Genomic DNA, 18,083 nt, shown 5'->3' with positions numbered 1-18,083 from the left:
TGAGTCCAAGTCTTTGTCGCGGCAGCCCAAGACGAGGCGGCGCAGTCGCACATATCCTGCATCCGACCGGCTCAACACGGGAGGATGTCATGAGCGAAGAACTGGCAACGGCACTGGCCGAGATTTTGCGCGGGCGCGTAGTCCGGCCCACCGATGGCGATTATGACAGCCTGCGCGCGCTCTATAACGGTATGATCGACAAGCGCCCGCTGATGATCGCACGATGCACCGATGCCGCCGATGTCATTGCGGCGGTGAATTTCGGTCGCGAGAAGGGCTTGCTGATCGCGGTGCGCGGCGGCGGGCATAATGGTCCGGGGCTGGGCAGTTGCGACGACGGCCTGTTGATCGACCTGTCGATGATGAAGGGCGTGCATGTAGACCCGTCCGCCCGCGAAATTCGCGCGGAACCCGGTTGCACACAGGGCGATGTCGATCACGCCGCCCATGCGTTCGGACTGGCCACCCCGGCGGGCATCGTCTCGACCACGGGTATTGCCGGGCTGACGCTCGGTGGCGGCATGGGGTATCTGTCGCGCAAACACGGCCTGGCCATCGACAACCTGATTGCGGCCGATGTGGTTCTGGCGGACGGCAGTTTCGTCACTGCGAGCGAGACGGAACATGCGGATCTGTTCTGGGCGCTGCGGGGCGGCGGGGGCAATTTCGGCATCGTGACCAGCTTTCTCTTTCGCGCCCATCCCGTGAACACGGTCTATGGCGGGCCAATATTCTGGGAGGCACGGCATGCCGGTGCGGTCATGCGCGCCTATCGCGATTTTCTCCAGACGGCGCCAAGAGAATTCAGCTTTTTCGTGGGACTCAAGCGCGTCCCATCCGTGGATCCCTTCCCGAAGGATTTCTGGAGCGCGAAGGCCTGCGCCATCATCGGCTGCTATAACGGCCCGAAGGAGGAAGGGCAGGCCGTTCTGGCACCATTGCTCGACGCCTTGCCGGAACCGATTTTCAACTGGGTCGACCAGATCCCCTTTCCGGCCATGCAGTCCATGTTTGATCCGTTCTTCCCCAAAGGGCTGCAATGGTACTGGAAGGGCGATTTCGTGACATCGCTTTCCGAAGAGGCCATCGACACGCATATCGCGCAGGCCGCCAAGGCGCCAAGCGAATTGTCGCTGATGCATCTCTACCCGATCAACGGGGCAGTCAATGAGGTGAATGAGGGCGCAATGGCCTGGAATGCACGGCAGGCAACCTGGTCCATGGTCATTGCAGGTGTCGATCCCGATCCGGCCAATGCACCGGCCGTCAAGCAATGGGCGAAGGACTATTGGGCGGCTGTCCATCCCTTCAACGCGAAAGGCGGCTATGTGAACTTCATGATGGATGATGAGGGCGAGGAACGGGTGCAGGCGAGCTATGGCGCGAATTACCAGCGCCTCGCCGCGATCAAGGCGAAATACGATCCGGCAAACCTGTTCCGGGTGAACCAGAATGTCAGACCCGGAACATCGTCATGAGCAAAGACGACCCGCTCGATCATCTTCTTGAATATCCGCTGATGGCTGCGATATTCGGTCGGCGCTCGCGGCGTTTCGGGCGCGGAATGGAAATCGCCTCGGGGCCGCTCGCCTTCAGGTCGCGCCACGCGCCGATGCCGCTTTCTGAACTGGAGCGTGCAGTGCTGGTCGCCGCAGCGACCGGGGTCACGGGCTTCAGCTTCGGGGTGCCGCACGGCCCCGACCGGCCCGAAGAGCACGCGCATTACACGCTGCGCTATACCGGGCGCACCGCGCCCACGGCAGGTGGTTTCGGCACGCCCGCCATGCTGATGACGGACGACGCGGGCACCTATCTTGTCAACACCCGCGACGTGACACCCGAAAAGCTGCGCGAGTTTGACGGGCTGAAGGACGACGCGGAGCGCATTCTGGCGGTGGCGCGTGCCCAGACGGTCAAGCTGTCCGGCACCCGCCTCGATCTGCCCCCGGTGCCGCCGCATATGCTGGAGCCCAACCTGTGGATGGCCAATGCGCCGGGTTCGACGCTCTTCATGCCGATTGCGGACGCGGCAGAGCAGGCGCTGGCGCTTCTGGCGATCATGATCGGGAATGGCACTGTCGTCATGGACGATGACGCGGGCAAACCTGCAGGCGATCTGGAACCTTTCATCCGCTCTGGCCTGCTCGATGAGGCCAAGCGCGCGCCGCTGTCGGTCCTTTTGCAGATGACTTATGAGGGCAACTGTTCCGAACTTGCCTTCATGGGGCATAATCTGGTGCTGACCTTGCAGGCGATGGGCCTGGGCGGGCTCTATTTCAACGGTCTGAATCGCTGGAGCATTCTCGGAGCCTTCGCCGAGCACGGCATCAAGGGCTTCGGTTTTCGCTTCCAGCATGATGAGCGCTGGACGCTGCCCAATCCGGTCGGACTCGACGGGCATTTCGAGGCGATGTGCCCACCTTATCACACCGATATGCACGCTGCGGTGCGCGCCTTTGTTGCGCGCAAGTTCGGACAGGACGGCACCTATGATCCCGCGCGGCCCGGACCGTGGAAGGAAACTGAGAAGGTCAAGCAGGGCGTGACGCCCTATAGTGAGGAATTCATCGACTGCATGGCAGAGGTGGCAAGCTACATCGACAGGAAGTTCGGCCGGTTTCCGGGAACCTTCACCACGCTCGTTCTGACCGGGTTCGTGCAGGCCGTGCATCTGGATACCGAGTTCTACGACACCCATTACGATGAGGGTGCCTATCTGCGGACGCATGTTGACCATATGCGGCGCTGGCACGGGGCCGATCCTGCCTGATCCATAGGGCCGGGCATCGCGAAACGCAGTCCGCGCATTCAGACCAGCAGCAACAACAATGGGTCCCCGTGATACTGCCGATAGCCAACGCGACGGTTGAACGGATCGTGCCAGCCGCGTCCGAGAATGCGCTTGCCGAGAATGACGGGCAGGCGAAGGTCCTTCTCCCGGGCCGACAAATCACTGCACAAGCAGGGCAGATCCCGAAAGTCGGGCAGGTTGTCCCTATTGGGGATCCCTCAAGAGCTTCAGGGCGGAGTAGCGGGTAAGCAGAGGGCCAATAAGACAGGTCAGGAAGATGACGATGATGATTGCATCCGCTGTAACCGGATCCACCAGTCCGAGTTCCAGTCCGAGAAACACGACGGCGAGGGTCGCTGCGGCCTGCGGGAATGAGAGGCTGGCAATCGCCAATCCTTCCATGCGCGAATAGTTGAAGCGTTTTGTGACCAGAAGGGCCGCGAGGCTCTTGGAAGCGATCACGACCGCGATAAGCAGCAGCGCAAGCAGCCAGGTCGAGGGCTCTTGAAGCGCCGCCAGTTCCAGCCGCATGCCCGTCTCCACGAAGAAGAACGGAATGAACAGCATCCGGCCAATGAATTCAAGATGTTCCTTCAGCTCCTTGCGTCTGTGGAGTGCGCGATTGAGACACATACCAGCGAGAAAGGCACCAAGTATGTCTTCTGTCCCGATCAGATCGGCCATGATCGCCAGCAGAAGAAGCGCGGCCAGAAGGAACAGCGCCTTTTCCGCAAGCGTATGCTTCTTGTTTGCCAGAACCGCATGCGCCATCCGCGGCACGATCAGCAATGCCCCGCCGGCAAGGATTGCCAGCAACAAGATCGGCGTCAACCAGGATAATCCGCCTTCGCCATTCGACATCTGGATGACAACGACCAGTACGAGAAGGGATGCCGTATCGGTGAGCAATGTACCTCCGGTGGCGGCGACAATCGGCCGTCGACCCGGCAGGCCAAGTCGGCTAATGATCGGATAGGCCACCAGAGTGTGCGAGGAGAGCGCGGCGCCAAGCAGCAATGCACCCCAGATATCCAGCCCGAACATCAAACCTGTGGCGGCGGCGGGAACGAACGAGAGGATGAATGCCAGACCACCAAACGAGGCGACCTCGCGCTTGTGGTCGCCTGCGAGATCAAGATCGATCTCGGCGCCTGCGATGAACATGATATAGAGGAGTCCGATCGATCCGAAGAGTTCCACGACGGGCTCTTCGGGGAGGATGGCCGCCCCGCCGGGGCCGATCGCCATGCCAAGGATGATAAGACCGATCAGGCCCGGCACGCGCGTGCGTTCGAACAGAAGCTGGACCGACAAGACCGCCGCGACCACCACGGCGAACTGGATGATGACGTCCTCTATGGGGAATTCGGGAAGCACCTATCGACCGGCTGTTTCCAGATCGGAGCAGTGGGACCACCGCTGCTCGCTGATCACGGCGTCGCGCAATTGCTCCACGACCCCTTCGCCCTCGGCATACAAGTCAAGCAGGCAAAGTCGCTGTCCGTCGCTGTCGAGTAAGCTGAGGGTCACATAGCGGCAGCCACCCGGCATGACCTGACCGTCGCTACCGAGCAGTTGCCCCAGTTCCCGCTGGCTTTCGCATACGGGCACGGTCTGCAGCGCATTCGCAGCGGAATAGCCCAGACAAATGGCGGAAGCCGCAATCAGAGTAGGTCGTAACACCTTCTCCTCCTTTCCCTCGCCCGGGCTTCCTGCCAAGGTTGCCGCAGCAGGGTTGTTCGAGACGAGGCGATGGCGCGTGCAGTCTCGGGCCGGGATGAAGGCAGGCGAACTGCCACCGCAGGGTATCGACCCGTAGCGGCTGCCGACCGGCATCTGGTGGTTAGCGGGCGGTGCGGATGTCGGCCACGTCGATTGTGGTCCCCTGCTGGCAGATGCTGACTTCCTGCACCTCACCCCGAACCTGCACCACATCCCCGTCATCATGACCGTCAAGGTCGCCGGTCAAGGTGTAGAGCTGGCCGTCATGCCCGCGCATCGCTTGGCATTCCACCCCTTCAGGCGTGAGGATTCCAGTTACCTGGGTGCCGGGAGCGGGGGATGTGGGTTCTCCGGGGGCACCATGGCGCGGCGCTATGATAATCTGACCGATCTGCAGGGCATCGGGGTTGATATCGGGATTGGCCTCCAGCAGAGCATCGAGGGTCACACCCATGGCCCGCGCGATATTGAACAGTGTGTCGCCGGCACGAACCTGGTAGCGGTCATCCGGCATCGGTTCGTCGCGCTGTGCCTCGGTACTCAGTTGCAATGTCTGCCCCACCTGCAGGTTGGACGCGTCAACACCCGGATTTGCCTGCTCGATGAAGCCCACCGATACATCGCAGCGCTGCGCGATGGCAAAATAGGTATCGCCAGGCTGGACGGTCGTCGTCGGCCCGCAGGGGCTTTGGGCGGAAGCGGGCTCGACCATTGAAACCAGAAAGACCGCACCGACCCCCGCGAGGATCCCGTTGGTCAATCCAGTGGCAGAGATATTCATGGTGTTCATGGGTCATTTCCTCATGGCTAGAATTGGTCGAGTGTGATTCCCCAACTGATGAAAAAGGCGGATTGTTCCGGTCCGCGACGACAATTCCGGACGATTGGAGGCGGGCGCTGCCGTGGCCCTCGCCAAGTCGGCAGCGACGCCCTGATCTTTTCGGCCGTCAGGGGGATGTGACGCAGCCGAATACCGGTCGCATGGGCGGGCGCATTGGCAATCGCCGCCGCAGCGGGCCCCTGCACGGCCTCGCCGGTGCCGAGACACGGGGCGATGAAGTGCACTTTTTGCTCTGTCTCGCACCCTGCGCCCCCGCATGATTGGATAAGTTCTCCAATCGCGACTGGTGATTCTGGTGCGCTCAAAACGGACCTGCTCGTAGAGAGTCCAGCTTGCTGCCTGCAGGAACGCGCCATCGCTCTGGTTTCGTATGCCGTTGGGGTCGACCGCCGAACCGCTGTCAATCGCGCAGACCGCCCCCCAGCACGCCGCACGATCAGTTCGGCCAGCTTGCATTCTTTCCTCCCGCCGGAAAGATCATAGCAGAACAGATTGCCGTGGCTGGTTTCCCGGCGCGCCACACCCGCTGCAAGCCGGTGGGGCCGGGGGTGGTCCGGCTTTCGGATCCCTTGCGCATGGACTACTTGTCGCCCCGGACGAAGGCGCGTGCGGCTTCACTGCGTCCCTCGGGCGGAACCTCGCCCAGATCGCCGCGCAGGAGGCGCAGCGCCGCGCGTTCGCGGTCGATCTCGCGCATCGTCCGGAAGCCGAGCCGACGCAGGATCGGCAGCGGCGGGCACCACCCCTGAAGTGCGTGTTGCAGCAGGAACGCGGCCACGCCCGCCGGCAGCGCCAGCCATCTGCGGTCCCGCGTTGTGCCGAGGGTCAGGCCAACCAGCATGAGCGACGAGGCATTTGCCTCAAGCATGCGCTCGATATCCCATTCGTCATCGAGTTCTTTCAGCCGCGAGGGAATCTTCTCGGGATGCGCGGCATAATGGTCAATCCTGTCGTCGAGTTCGCGCTCGATCCGGCGGTTGATCTCGGCGGCAGTGTGGCTTGGAACACGGTGGCTGGAGGATGGGAACATTGCGTGGTCTCCTTTGGGCTATCAACGCCACCCGGGCGTGGCGGTTCCGACCGTGTCCGGCACCGACTCTCCGGTGAATGGCGCGCCAGCGCCCGAGAAGCTGGCCGACTTGATCAGCCGAAGCAGGAGCGGCGCATCGCGTCAAATCTCCATCCAACTCAGGCAGCCTACCGCCACCGAGCCGTTCGACACCATCAAGGCCCCGTGCCGATAAAGTGCAGCGGGTCGCGCCCCCTCCCCCAGCGCGATGAGCCACACGCCCTGGCTCGCGTCGCTCCAGACCAGGCTGCCCCCGACTGCATCGGTCGCGGCGGCGATATCGGTGAAGGAGAGCTCTGGGCGGAACAGCGCTAGCGTCATCCCATCGTCGAGCAGGTCCGTCGGCGGCAGCGCCGCAATCGGCCCCGCCACCATCACCGCCAGCGATAAGGACGCCGCCATGCGTCCTCCGTTCGGCCCGGCACCATCGCCGGAGCCCCGGCGCAGCATCCAGATGCCAATGGCCAGCGTAACAATGCCAAAGGGCACCAGCCAGATCAGATCCCACAGCAGCGGATTGTCCACATCCATCCGGATTCGGTGCAGTTGCAGCATCCAATGAGACACCACCGCATCAATGATATGCCAGCTTCCGAAGCCTATCAGTGCCCATGCGATGATATCGCGTCCCGCGCCATTCGCAGCAAGCCCCGCGCGTGTGGACCAGATCAGCCAGAGCCCCAGAACCATGAAGACGTAGTGGACGAGGTGGAAGACCCCGTCAGCCAGAATCTGGTATCGCAGATCAGGAACCGTGCCGGATGGCCCCACCCCGGCCAGCAGGTGGTGCCATTGCAGGATCTGATGGAGCAGGATACCGTCGAAAAATCCACCCAGGGCAAACCCGGTCCAGAACCCGCCCCATGCCAGCCGCTTGCGCATCCGAGCGGCGTCAATGAAATGCTGTTGCGTCATGAAAACTCCGCCGCTTGCCAAAAGCGGAACCCGTGGAGCCTGCCGATGTTCCCGCTTCGCGGCTTCGGCAGGTTTCTTTGTGGCGGAAGGCGAAGTGGCGCTGCCTAAACCAAGGTCACCGCCAAGGCTTCACCGCGTCGCTTGACGGGCCGTCTCCGAATGTCGAACATTCCGGTTGCAACCCGCTGTCTTTCGCCCTTCCCTGCTTGCGACACGGCACGCGCGCATGCATCGCAAGATCGCTTTCGCGCGCAGCTCAGATATCAGTGCCTGATATCCGGCGCTGGCCATACAGGATCACGTCACGCATTGCTTGTTCGGCCCCATGCGGGTCACGCCTGGCGATCGCCTCGACAATGCGCAGATGGCTGGCCGCCACGTCTCGCTGCGTCGCGGGTTCCGATGCAGGGGAACTCAGGCGAAAGGCGGCCAACAGCGCGGCTTCGATCAGAGTGCCTACTGAATGCATGAAGACATTTCCCGATGCTTTTGTGATTGCCCTGTGCAGAGCCAGGTCGGCGAAGGCAAAGGCCTTGTCGTCCTCCGCAGTTCGCATCGCTTCCACATGGGTATACAGCACTCTGATTTCTTCTGCAGTGGAGCGGCGTGCCGCCATGGCCGCCGCGGCCGGTTCCATAGTCAGCCGCATCTCATAAAGCTGATTCAGAAACACGATATCTTCGTTTTCATCGAGGTGCCAAACAAGAACCTCGGCATCAAACAAGTTCCAGTCCTGTCTGTCACAGACACGGGTTCCGACACGGGTGCGCGCAACAATCATGCCTTTTGCCGAAAGGGTTTTCATCGCCTCGCGCAGCACTGTGCGCGACACACTGAACTGACCTGCAAGATCGTCATCCCGCGGCAGGAAACTGCCCGGCGGATATTTGCCGCTGACGATGGCACGTCCGATCCATTCCACCACCTGCCCATGACTGTTACGTACAAGCGTTTTGTTCATAGCATCGCGGAGCAGGCCGGACATATGTTCTCCTCTGACCCGGTTACTGGCTGACACGCAGCCGCAGGAGCCCCTTTTGAAGCAAAATGAACATCAAAAGCAAAGCGCCTATCGCGATCTTCGTCCACCAACTCGAAAGGCTTCCGTCAAAGACAATATAGGTCTGGATCAACCCCATTGTCAGCACACCAATCAATGTTCCGAACATATATCCGCTGCCCCCCGTGAGCAGAGTTCCACCTATGACCACAGCAGCAATCGCACTCAGTTCAACCCCCACAGTCGCCAGCGGATACCCCGCCGAGGTATAGACCGAGAAAACAATTCCCGCCAACCCTGCCATGAAGCCCGAGAATGCATAAACCGCCACGGTCGTGCGTCCTACGGCAACCCCCATCAGGCGTGCCGCCGTCGCATCGCCGCCGAGGGCATAGACATTGGTGCCAAACCGCGTGCGGTGCAGGACGATCATGCCTAGAATGACGGCGGCAATCATGATCATGCCCAGCAGGGTCAGCCGCCCCCGTCCCGGCATCACGAAATAGGCCCGCTGCATCATCTGGTAAAACGGATCGGCGATCGGCACGGAATCGATCGACAGCATGTAGCCGGCCCCGCGCGCCAGAAACATGCCCGCAAGGGTCACGATGAAGGGTGGCATGGCCAGCAGATGGATCATCCCGCCCATCGCTGCACCAAAGGCGGTGGTGATCAACAGCAGCATGGCGAAGACCACCAGCGGATGCAGTCCCGTGTCGCGCAGGATAACGGCAATGAACACGCCCGCAAATGCGATGACAGACCCCACGGACAGATCGATCCCGCCCGACACAATAACCACGGTCATTCCCACCGCGACGATACCCAGATACGCATTATCCGTCAGCAGGTTACCGATCACGCGGGTAGACAGCATGGCGGGAAACTGGATGTAGCAGATCAGATAGGCCAGCAGAAAGATCGCGATGGTCGCATAAAGCGGCAGGGCGCGGATGCTCATGGTCTATCCTCCGTCATTGCGGCTCGCAGGGTTTTTGTTTGCGGCGATGTTCTGCGCCGCGACCACAGAACCGCAAATTGCGGCAGCAAACGGGGCGATTGCAGAACCAGAATAATGATCACCAGAACCGCCTTGATCACCAGATTGTATTCAGAGGGGAATCCGGCCAGCAGAATGCCGGTATTGATTGTCTGGATGATCATTGCGCCCAGCAACGAGGCCAGAATGGAAAACCGCCCCCCCAGAAGCGAGTTGCCTCCGATCACCACGGCCAGAATGGCATCCAGTTCCAGCCAGAGGCCTGCATTATTGGCATCCGCGCCACGAATATCCGCCGTGGCAATAATGCCCGCCAGCGCCGCGCAGAACCCTGACCCCATATAGACCGCGATCAGCAGCACGCGGCTGTTAATCCCGGTCAGAGTGCTGGCGCGCAGGTTCACCCCGATGGATTCGACCAGAAGCCCCAGCGCTGTACGTCGCACAAGCAAGCCAAAGAAAATTCCGGTCAGCACCCAGATCACAGCAGGGACCGGAACACCCAGGAACGTGCCTGAGCCAAGATAGGCAAAAGCCTCATTGTCGAAGGTCAGAATCGTGCCGCCGGTGATCAGTTGCGCCACGCCGCGCCCCGCCACCATCAAAATCAGTGTGGCAACGATTGGCTGAATACCGAATACGGCCACCAACAGACCATTCCACAAGCCACAGATCAGCCCCGCCGCGCCCGCAATACCAAGCGCGGCCCAGATGCCAAAACCCTGATCAATCGACCATGCGGCACTGGCCCCACAGATGGCCATCACCGCCCCCACCGACAGATCGATACCACGTGTCGCGATCACCAGCGTCATGCCGATTGCCAATAGCGCCACCGGTGCGCCGCGCTTCACGATATCTATCGGAATGCCGACCAGCCGGTCATTTACATAGACGATCTGCCAGAAACTGGGGAAAAACATGCTGACAAGCACGATCACTGCCGACAGGGTGAACAGCTGCGGGGCAACCCTGCGAAACACGCCCTTCATGCCATGACCTCGCGGGTAGCAGCGCTGTCGGAACCGGGTTCAGCTTCGGGGGCGGCGATGGCGCGAACAATTGTGTCCGTGGTCACATCCTCCCCCGTCAGTTGCGATACATGCTGGCGGTCACGCACCACGATGACCCGGTGCGACACGGCCACAAGTTCATCAAGTTCCGACGAGATCACGAGGATCGACATGCCTTGCGCCACCACATCCTCGATCAGCCGCAGAATTTCGGCATGTGCGCCCACATCAATACCGCGCGTCGGTTCGTCCAGGATCAGAAACCGCGGGTTGATGGCGAGCCAGCGTGCAAGGATGACCTTTTGCTGGTTCCCGCCCGAGAGCAGGCCCACGGGCTTGTCAGCATCCGGCGTGCGGATATCGAGGCGCTTGATATAGTCATTCGCCATGCGGCTCTGTTCTGCCTGCGGGATCGGGCGCGCCCAACCGCGCCGCGCCTGTAGCGCCAGAATGATGTTTTCGCGCACGCTCAGCTCCGCAATGATACCCTCGGTCTTGCGGTCTTCGGGCGCGAAGGCGAAGCCTGCAGCGATGGCCGCGCGCGGATTGCGCAGATCAACCGGCCCGTTGGTATCTTCGGCAGTACCGCTGTCGCCGGGCACCGCGCCGAACAGAACTTCCGCGCTTTCGGTGCGCCCTGACCCCAATAGCCCGGCCATGCCGATCACCTCACCTTTATGGACGGTCAGGTCAAACGGCGCGATCCGCCCGCGCCGACCCATTCCAGAGAACCGGATGGCATCAGTGGGATCCACTGCCGGGCGGTGGCGGGTGGCGGTTTCGTGTTGCAATTCATGACCCAGCATCAGGGTGATAAGCTGCATCCGGTCCAGCTCCGCTGCGGGATGGGTGGCGATATGACGACCATTGCGCAAGATGGTCAGACGGTCAGAAATGTCATAGACCTGATCCAGAAAATGCGAGATGAAGATGATCCCCAGACCGCGCTTTCGCAGATCACGGATGACATCAAACAGCATCTGGACCTCGCGCGCATCAAGGCTTGCGGTGGGTTCATCCAGGATCAGAACGCGGCCTGACAAATGCACAGCGCGGGCAATAGCAATGATCTGCTGCACAGCAACCGAATAATATTCCAGCGGCCGCCGCACATCGATATCGAGGCCATAGCCCGCCAGCATGTCTTCGGCCTGTGCCCGCATTGCGCGCGGATGAATGATACCAAAGCGGCGCGGTTGATGACCCAGCGTCAGGTTTTCTGCCACTGTCAGGTTGGGCAGAAGATTGACCTCCTGATAGACAGTGCCGATGCCGATGGCCTGTGCTTCCAGCGTGCTTTGCGGAAATATCGGCTGGCCTTCGAACAGGATATCACCCGAATCGCGCCGATATGCACCGGTAAGGCATTTGATCAGGGTAGACTTCCCCGCACCGTTTTCACCAAGCAGCGCATGCACCTCGCCCGCTTTCAGGTCAAAATCGACAGCGTCCAGCGCCTTTGTGCCGGGAAATGCCTTGGTCAGATCACGTGTCGACAACAGCATCGGGTGCCTCGCAGATCATGCAGCCACAGCACGCCCGCTGTAACCCTGTATTATGTTACCCGTTATCCTATGCAAACCGGCTGTGTTGCGTCACAACTTGCGTTCTGCCTTGTGCAACGGAACGCCGGTAGCCGGGACGCGGCATGAACGTCGCGCGCCCCGGACATGGTTCAATTTTGGGTTCAGTACCCCAGATCTTTGCGGCCCTCATACTGGGCGGCAGGATCATCGGCCTGCGTATAAAGCCGCGATTCCGTCTGGATGAACTTTTCGGGCAGCGTGCCATCGGCGAAATATGCCTCCAATGCATCAAATGCGGGGCCTGCCATGTTCGGCGTCAATTCCACCGTAGCATTCGCTTCGCCCGCCGCCAGCGCCAGAAAGATGTCGGGCACGGCGTCAATCGATACCACCAGAATATCCTCACCCGGCTTCAGACCGGCCTCTTTGATGGCCTGAATGGCACCGACAGCCATGTCGTCGTTATGGGCATAGAGCGCGCAGATATCCGCACCGCCGTTCTCAGCCTGAAGGAAGCTTTCCATCACTTCCTTGCCACGCGTGCGGGTGAAATCGCCGGTCTGGCTGCGCACGATCTGGATATTGTCAGCACCCGCGATGCCCTGCTCAAAACCGTTCTTGCGGTCGATAGCAGGGGAAGAGCCTGTGGTGCCCTGCAACTCGACCACACGGCAATCGGCGCCATTCACAGCCTCGACCAGCCATTCGCCTGCAACACGGCCTTCATGCACCAGGTCGGACCCGACTGCAGTCAGGTACAGATCGGGCGAGCTGTCGACCATACGGTCCAGAAGGACAACGGGGATTTCAGCTTCAGCTGCCTCTTCCAGCACAGAATCCCAGCCGGTTGCGACCACCGGGGCTACCAGAATCGCGTCAACGCCTTGCGCGATGAATGACCGCATCGCGGCAATCTGGTTTTCTTGCCGCTGCTGGGCATCCGAGAACCGCAGATCAATGCCGCGGCGTTCGGCCTCCTGCAGTGTCACAGTGGTTTCGGCAGCGCGCCAGCCGGATTCAGAGCCGATCTGCGAAAAGCCGATTGTCTGTGCATGTGCTGATACGGCACCAAGCATCGTGACGGCCACGCTGGCCATCAGAGTTCTTCTAAACATTGGAAATCCTCCCAAGATCTCACTGGCCCCGACTGGACCTCGAATCAATTAATACTATTATATACATTCCGGCAATGTTTTTTCCCGGTCACCCAGCAGAAAAGCGCGAGATCGACGCGACCCAGCTTGGGACTGTCGGTGTTGATTGTCAGTGAGACCTGACCCGGCGGGGGGCCAGTCCAAGCGCATGGGCCAGGAAAGATCGCCAGCACTGTACTTGCGCGGTGATCCTCATAGTCGCAAACTGGTATAGGGGCAGACGTCCTGATCAAAGGGCACATGGCGCTGTCGAAACCGCGTCCCGCTGACGACAGACGGGTTGCTGATCCGGTCCATCCGGAAATGCCGGAAATCCGCGCGGGCTGGATCCCATGCCACCAGATACCACAAGGGCGGCAGGATCAACATGGCCTGCGGCTCGACCTCGCGGGTCGTCTTTCGCCCCTTGGCGTCGTGGTAGTCAAACCGCAAGTATAGGCGATCCAGAAACGCAGTCTCGAAGGCGGGCAAAAGATCCGGGTCGATAGCGCCCATGTCCGACAGATCCTGAAGCGGTGAAACCCGGCCCACATGCAGGCAATTCAGAAACCGGCGCAGATCGCGGGTTTTCTCGGGCGGTAGGGTCTTTTCGATCTTCGCGAGGCCCGCATCCGCAAGGCCCGCGAAAGGCAAATATCCAGCGGCGCGCATCGTGGCCACGCTGATCAGCAGGGCAAAGACCTCGGCCACAGCAAGCCGCGTTGTCGTCTGCATCGATTGTGGATCAAGTTGCAGCCCCCCACCGCGCCCGGGCTCACCGTGAATGACAAAGCCTTCATCACGAAGGGCCACAATATCGCGCAGCACTGTGCGCCGCGACACACCAACCTCGGAGGCAAGTACATCGACAGTCGCCGCGCCGGAGCGGCGAAGGTGGCGGAGAATGGCATCCTGGCGCGCGCGAATATTCATTTGGGCAGCATAGCATGAAAGGTGCCAGAATATGGCACCATTTCATTCCATAGGGTCTGCATGGACATCACAAAGGAGACCTCATGATGCAACGCAGAGCCGTCAACCCCTGGGACTGGTCGCTGAAACTGGGCTATAATCAGGCCGAACTCATAACGGGCGCAACACGTCAATTGACTTGCTCTGGCCAGACGGCGGTTGATGCACGGGGCCATCCACAGCACCCGGGCGATATGCGTGCCCAGATCGGGCTTGCACTGGACAACCTGGCCGCGATCCTTGAAAGCGCAGGCATGGACCTGAGCCATGTCACCCGCCTTGGGATCTACGCGACAGATGTGGACGAGGCGCTGAAGAATTTCGATCTGTTGGGCAGGCGGTTTGGGGCCGTGCAGAACACCCCTGCGATGACGCTGGTCGGAGTGACAGCGCTGGCCATTCCCGGCCTGATGTTCGAGATCGAGGCAACCGCCCACGCCTGAGCAGGCAGGAAAGCCATCCGGAGCGCCATCAGCGAGAGATGGTCCCTCCAAGCTGAAAAGGTGGGGCCTGATCTCGTGACCTTGGTGTACATGTCGCCATGTCATAAGGGCCATCGCGATATATCAATATCTTAGAATACTGCAACACGCCACAACACTTCTTTCACCAAAATCCAACCTTCTACACTCGGAAAGCCTCTGTTTCATTGAACCCGGCAACGCCAAACCGGACTCAAACCCATAGAGAAGTGTCGAAGTTGGGATTTCAGCTCTTGAGAGGTCAATATTGGACGCCGATTAGGGGGCACGATTCAATCCTTATTTACAATTGTGAAGACGATATGACTAAACTGCACCTCTTTTTATTTAAAACAAAATTGCGCCAGTTTGCTGACGAAGATATTGTCTAGAGGCGCGGTTTAGAAACTGCGAGACTAAACATCTTTTCACCTTCAGGAGATAGAAATATTATGCAAAACAAGTTCGCAATGGCGGTCGCCGCTAGTTTTCTTCTAGTGGTGCCGGGCGTGGCTTCGGCCCAGGATTCTGCAGTTGCCGCGTCTATCGGCATTGTTCTCAATGATGGCTCCACCAGCTTTACAGTCGACGATGCTGGTCTCGGTGGTCAAATCGATGGAACTGTTGGGACCTTCAACTCCTCAATTGCTATCGGTTCCAGCGCTGTTTCCGCTGGCGCCAGCACGGCCACGACTGCAACCACTTCGGCCGGTTCGACAGTGGTTGTCGGCTCGGCACCAACCGTTACGATGACGCCTGATAGCTCTGGTTACACGACGAGCATCAGCTTTGGCGCATCTGATGATGTGCTCGGTCGTCTGGCCGCGCTTGAGGTTGGTCTGGAGGATCTGGAGCAGTTCGTTGACGACGAGGTGGAGCGCATCGAAGCTCTGATTGGCACGTCGATCGCGGAATTCTGCGAAAACGCTGAGGTTGGCTTCACGCTTGCAACAGTGCCATTCCGGACCACTTCAGGTACTGGCGGCGCTCAAATTGGTGAGGTGCGTCTCAACAATCACCCCTCAAATGGTGTGGTCGCTATTGCCGTTGATGTCGAGGGTGACATCAATCTGGTTTGCGCGAGCTGAGCTGACGCCGCAGAGAGTAAGTCTCTATGAGAAAATAAATTGCTCCGGCCGCTTTCACGGCCGGAGTGTTGAACTAAAGCGTGATATGAAGTCGTGCTTTATGACGAAGTCATGATTTGAAAATTTTCCATCCGGGAGTGTCGCCATGGTAACACGAAGCGCTTTTGCAACCATGGGCACAGGGTTACCTTTCGTAATAACAACATTTCTTCTTGTCTGGCCTGTCAGTGCCCAGAATCAACCGGGCACGGAGGGATTAATCGATGAGACAGAGTTCTCCGGCGCGTTGCAGTCGCCGACCCGGCCGCAGGTGGGGATAGCTCCACTTGCGTCTCGCTTGTCATTTAACAGCACGCAGATTGAATTCGGCAAAAAAAGGATTCTAAATAGCGAGTTTGAATTTGGAGACAACCGCAATCTGATCCCTGGCGGCGAGTTCAACTACATCTTCAATACTGACATCAACCAGCATCTTGCAATTGGAAAAGGCGGCAATCGGCTCGAAACAGCTCAGCGTGCCTGGGTCTTCCAGTTACGTGCCATCGATCGGCAACGAACGGTGACCCGCTCAATCGAGCGAAACGGCGCAATTCTGGGTCTTCAGCTCGATTACAGCATCACCGGGCAGTGCATCTTGCCAGGGTCACAAGCTGATGATTACTGCACTTACACACCCGGCGTCGCGACCATTCCCGGTGCAGTCGACTCTGACACGCTCGCACCTACAGGATTTCTGATTACTACCGATTTTGGCGATACCATCAGCCAAGAGTTGCACGACTCTCTCCAAACAGAGAACTTCTTTCAGCGCGGCGAGGACGTGGATCCTGATGGCCTTGTAGGTCTTTCGATGAACGTGCCAAATGCGGGCTTCTTCTCCGCAATCGATGCACCAAATCTGTTCGAGGATGGGGCGGTAGCAACGATACGCGGCACTAGGACTGAGACGGTCCAACGCCGGATTGTTCCCTCTCTTGGCCGGATCGACCAGACCCTGATGTCCAACAGTCGCGAGGCAGCAGCGACCAGGACGACGCGGGCGCTGATCATTCCTGATCGAGACGAGGTTGACACGCGCTTTGTGCTTATGCAACTCGCAGCTTGGTTATTGCCTTCGGCCCCGTCCTCTGTGCCCTATAGGGTCGGAACGCCAGTCACGAGCGTCTCAAACAATCTTTTTTTCTCGCTTAACAACGCGCGCGTTCCTGCAAGCAGCTTCACCATGTTTCAGACTGGCCGCGCGAAGGTAAGTCATCCACGAACCCCACCTCAGTCGGCGGCACAGACGCCGGAGGCGCAATATCTGGGCTTCTGGATGGGGATGTCGCCAGTCCGCGACACGCGTGTGTCAGTGCGGGAGCAGTTCACCCCCACGGGTGACCGGTTGTCCATCACAGATCCGGTTTTCCGTCAGGGGGGATTTGGCACGCCGTTTCAAGATCTACTCGATACAGGTGTAACAGTTTTTGATCAGTTCGACCAATCCATCACCAATCTTGAATTTCAGAATATCGACGACCTTTTTATCCAGGTAGGCCTTGACGTTAGCACTCAGGACGCGTTGCGGCGCGTTTCTACTATGGATACGACACGTTATCGCCTTGTGCCGCATCTTTCCGTTAACGGCAATCGGACCGGAGGTGAAAGCATGCTGCGCTACTACGCGGGGGCGATCTTGGGCGACAAAACCAATGCCTATATCGGCCTGGACTACTCGTTTCAAACCGAAACTGGGTGGAATGCTTATGGTCGACTTGATCTCTACGCTAACCCAAACCAAGATCATTTCAGTGAGGCGGAGCTGCGCGCTAGCCGGACCTTTACGATCAACCCGACACGGCAAGTCACGCTGGGGGCGGGCGCGGTCGTAGGGCTTGATAATAGTGCCCGACTGTTCGGCAATGGTGGTTTGACTGTTGGTGGAGCCAATACGCGCGCCGATATCGTTGGACGATGGCGCGAAGGCTCAATGGACTTTACGACCCGTCAACGTTTTAGCCGTGATGAAGGTCAAGATTGGGCAAGAAGCACAACACTTGGCTTTGCTTATGCCGCGGGTAATCAGCTCTCCATAAGCAGTCAAATTACACCAATCTCCACTGAGAAATCTTTCATCGAGGGCGCAATAGGCCTTAACTATCGGTTTTCCGACAGACCGGACGCACCGTTATTCCGGGCACAATATGTTCGTGCGCGCTATGATATTGGTGCGGGGGTGAATGGAGACCGGCTAAGAAGTACAGACAATATTTTTCAAGCGGGTTTTCAGGCTCAGTTTTGAGCGGCGGTGAAAATGAGGAGTAGTTAGATGAGCATCAGGATAACGATATTTTCTGGGTGTATTCTTGTTGGGTTCGCGGGGGCGGCGTCGGCCCTTCCACCGGATAATACAGTAGTTCGCATGGCGATCATCGGATCGTCGGAAGGCGACAGCTTTCGAACAGATTCTGTTAGCCTGTCCATCGGGACTGGGCCTGGATTTCGGGGAATCACCTTCGGCGATCCAAAGAGCGGATCGGTCGGCACTGCTGTAGGCAGCATCGGCACGCGAT

At 59.3% G+C, this 18,083-nt stretch carries 17 protein-coding genes; 5 read left to right on the top strand and 12 right to left on the bottom strand.

Going from position 1 to position 18,083, the window contains the following annotated elements; translation table 11 throughout:
* Positions 1-89: 89 nt before the first annotated feature.
* Positions 90-1,478, top strand: a complete 1,389-nt coding sequence (locus BG457_RS01565) for an FAD-binding oxidoreductase (RefSeq protein WP_071795197.1) — start codon at positions 90-92, stop codon at positions 1,476-1,478.
* Positions 1,475-2,770: a hypothetical protein gene (locus BG457_RS01560; protein WP_071795196.1), complete on the top strand. Its 1,296-nt coding sequence runs from the start codon at positions 1,475-1,477 to the stop codon at positions 2,768-2,770. The genes BG457_RS01565 and BG457_RS01560 overlap by 4 nt, the downstream gene beginning before the upstream one ends.
* Before the next feature lie 225 nt (positions 2,771-2,995).
* On the opposite strand, the gene BG457_RS01555 is transcribed toward BG457_RS01560, so the two are convergent.
* The 12 genes from BG457_RS01555 to BG457_RS01500 form a co-directional block, all read right to left on the bottom strand.
* A complete protein-coding gene (locus tag BG457_RS01555; RefSeq protein WP_281249210.1) occupies positions 2,996-4,120 on the bottom strand; it encodes a cation:proton antiporter in 1,125 nt (374 codons plus the stop codon).
* 48 nt (positions 4,121-4,168) lie between these two features.
* Positions 4,169-4,474, bottom strand: coding sequence for a hypothetical protein (locus tag BG457_RS01550; protein WP_139257499.1), 306 nt, complete (start codon positions 4,472-4,474; stop codon positions 4,169-4,171).
* Between the two features lie 160 nt (positions 4,475-4,634).
* A complete protein-coding gene (locus tag BG457_RS01545; RefSeq protein WP_071795193.1) occupies positions 4,635-5,303 on the bottom strand; it encodes a lytic transglycosylase in 669 nt (222 codons plus the stop codon).
* Positions 5,304-5,306: 3 nt separating this feature from the next.
* Complete coding sequence (locus BG457_RS20665; RefSeq protein ID WP_071795192.1) at positions 5,307-5,810, bottom strand: molybdopterin cofactor-binding domain-containing protein; 504 nt, start codon at positions 5,808-5,810, stop codon at positions 5,307-5,309.
* A 124-nt stretch (positions 5,811-5,934) separates the two neighbouring features.
* Positions 5,935-6,384, bottom strand: coding sequence for a DUF2892 domain-containing protein (locus BG457_RS01535; RefSeq protein WP_071795191.1), 450 nt, complete (start codon positions 6,382-6,384; stop codon positions 5,935-5,937).
* A gap of 141 nt (positions 6,385-6,525) precedes the next feature.
* Complete coding sequence (locus tag BG457_RS01530; protein WP_217649478.1) at positions 6,526-7,338, bottom strand: DUF2243 domain-containing protein; 813 nt, start codon at positions 7,336-7,338, stop codon at positions 6,526-6,528.
* A gap of 256 nt (positions 7,339-7,594) precedes the next feature.
* Complete coding sequence (locus BG457_RS01525) at positions 7,595-8,323, bottom strand: FadR/GntR family transcriptional regulator (RefSeq protein WP_071795189.1); 729 nt, start codon at positions 8,321-8,323, stop codon at positions 7,595-7,597.
* A 19-nt stretch (positions 8,324-8,342) separates the two neighbouring features.
* A complete protein-coding gene (yjfF, locus tag BG457_RS01520; protein ID WP_071795188.1) occupies positions 8,343-9,299 on the bottom strand; it encodes a galactofuranose ABC transporter, permease protein YjfF in 957 nt (318 codons plus the stop codon).
* Positions 9,296-10,330, bottom strand: coding sequence for an ABC transporter permease (locus BG457_RS01515; RefSeq protein WP_071795187.1), 1,035 nt, complete (start codon positions 10,328-10,330; stop codon positions 9,296-9,298). Before BG457_RS01515 ends, yjfF begins: the two co-directional genes overlap by 4 nt.
* The gene (locus BG457_RS01510) at positions 10,327-11,856 is read right to left on the bottom strand and encodes a sugar ABC transporter ATP-binding protein (RefSeq protein ID WP_071795186.1); all 1,530 of its coding nucleotides are present in this window, start codon (positions 11,854-11,856) and stop codon (positions 10,327-10,329) included. The genes BG457_RS01515 and BG457_RS01510 overlap by 4 nt, the downstream gene beginning before the upstream one ends.
* Positions 11,857-12,038: 182 nt before the next feature.
* A complete protein-coding gene (gene ytfQ / locus BG457_RS01505) occupies positions 12,039-12,992 on the bottom strand; it encodes a galactofuranose ABC transporter, galactofuranose-binding protein YtfQ (protein WP_071795185.1) in 954 nt (317 codons plus the stop codon).
* 231 nt (positions 12,993-13,223) lie between these two features.
* Positions 13,224-13,943: a helix-turn-helix transcriptional regulator gene (locus BG457_RS01500; RefSeq protein WP_071795184.1), complete on the bottom strand. Its 720-nt coding sequence runs from the start codon at positions 13,941-13,943 to the stop codon at positions 13,224-13,226.
* Positions 13,944-14,026: 83 nt separating this feature from the next.
* Here BG457_RS01500 and BG457_RS01495 point away from each other — a divergent pair, with 83 nt between their 5' ends.
* From BG457_RS01495 to BG457_RS01485, 3 genes are all read left to right on the top strand, one after another.
* The gene (locus BG457_RS01495) at positions 14,027-14,425 is read left to right on the top strand and encodes a RidA family protein (protein WP_245770903.1); all 399 of its coding nucleotides are present in this window, start codon (positions 14,027-14,029) and stop codon (positions 14,423-14,425) included.
* Positions 14,426-14,895: 470 nt separating this feature from the next.
* Complete coding sequence (locus BG457_RS01490) at positions 14,896-15,531, top strand: hypothetical protein (protein ID WP_071795183.1); 636 nt, start codon at positions 14,896-14,898, stop codon at positions 15,529-15,531.
* 145 nt (positions 15,532-15,676) lie between these two features.
* Entirely contained in the window at positions 15,677-17,812 is a 2,136-nt protein-coding gene (locus BG457_RS01485) for a hypothetical protein (protein WP_139257498.1), read from the top strand.
* The last annotated feature ends 271 nt before the right edge of the window (positions 17,813-18,083 follow it).

The sequence above is a fragment of the Natronohydrobacter thiooxidans genome (assembly GCF_001884735.1).
GTDB classification, from domain to species: Bacteria; Pseudomonadota; Alphaproteobacteria; order Rhodobacterales; family Rhodobacteraceae; genus Roseinatronobacter; species Roseinatronobacter thiooxidans_A.
Note: the sequence above shows the minus strand (reverse complement) of the source record. Positions and strands in the feature narration are given on the sequence as shown.

Coding starts and splice junctions, on each gene's coding strand:
- BG457_RS01565 (WP_071795197.1), top strand. CDS start 90: ATGAGCGAAGAACTGGCAACGGCACTGGCCGAGATTTTGCGCGGGCGC.
- BG457_RS01560 (WP_071795196.1), top strand. CDS start 1,475: ATGAGCAAAGACGACCCGCTCGATCATCTTCTTGAATATCCGCTGATG.
- BG457_RS01545 (WP_071795193.1), bottom strand. CDS start 5,303: ATGAACACCATGAATATCTCTGCCACTGGATTGACCAACGGGATCCTC.
- BG457_RS20665 (WP_071795192.1), bottom strand. CDS start 5,810: ATGCAAGCTGGCCGAACTGATCGTGCGGCGTGCTGGGGGGCGGTCTGC.
- BG457_RS01535 (WP_071795191.1), bottom strand. CDS start 6,384: ATGTTCCCATCCTCCAGCCACCGTGTTCCAAGCCACACTGCCGCCGAG.
- BG457_RS01530 (WP_217649478.1), bottom strand. CDS start 7,338: ATGACGCAACAGCATTTCATTGACGCCGCTCGGATGCGCAAGCGGCTG.
- BG457_RS01525 (WP_071795189.1), bottom strand. CDS start 8,323: ATGTCCGGCCTGCTCCGCGATGCTATGAACAAAACGCTTGTACGTAAC.
- yjfF (WP_071795188.1), bottom strand. CDS start 9,299: ATGAGCATCCGCGCCCTGCCGCTTTATGCGACCATCGCGATCTTTCTG.
- BG457_RS01515 (WP_071795187.1), bottom strand. CDS start 10,330: ATGAAGGGCGTGTTTCGCAGGGTTGCCCCGCAGCTGTTCACCCTGTCG.
- BG457_RS01510 (WP_071795186.1), bottom strand. CDS start 11,856: ATGCTGTTGTCGACACGTGATCTGACCAAGGCATTTCCCGGCACAAAG.
- ytfQ (WP_071795185.1), bottom strand. CDS start 12,992: ATGTTTAGAAGAACTCTGATGGCCAGCGTGGCCGTCACGATGCTTGGT.
- BG457_RS01500 (WP_071795184.1), bottom strand. CDS start 13,943: ATGAATATTCGCGCGCGCCAGGATGCCATTCTCCGCCACCTTCGCCGC.
- BG457_RS01495 (WP_245770903.1), top strand. CDS start 14,027: ATGATGCAACGCAGAGCCGTCAACCCCTGGGACTGGTCGCTGAAACTG.
- BG457_RS01490 (WP_071795183.1), top strand. CDS start 14,896: ATGCAAAACAAGTTCGCAATGGCGGTCGCCGCTAGTTTTCTTCTAGTG.
- BG457_RS01485 (WP_139257498.1), top strand. CDS start 15,677: ATGGTAACACGAAGCGCTTTTGCAACCATGGGCACAGGGTTACCTTTC.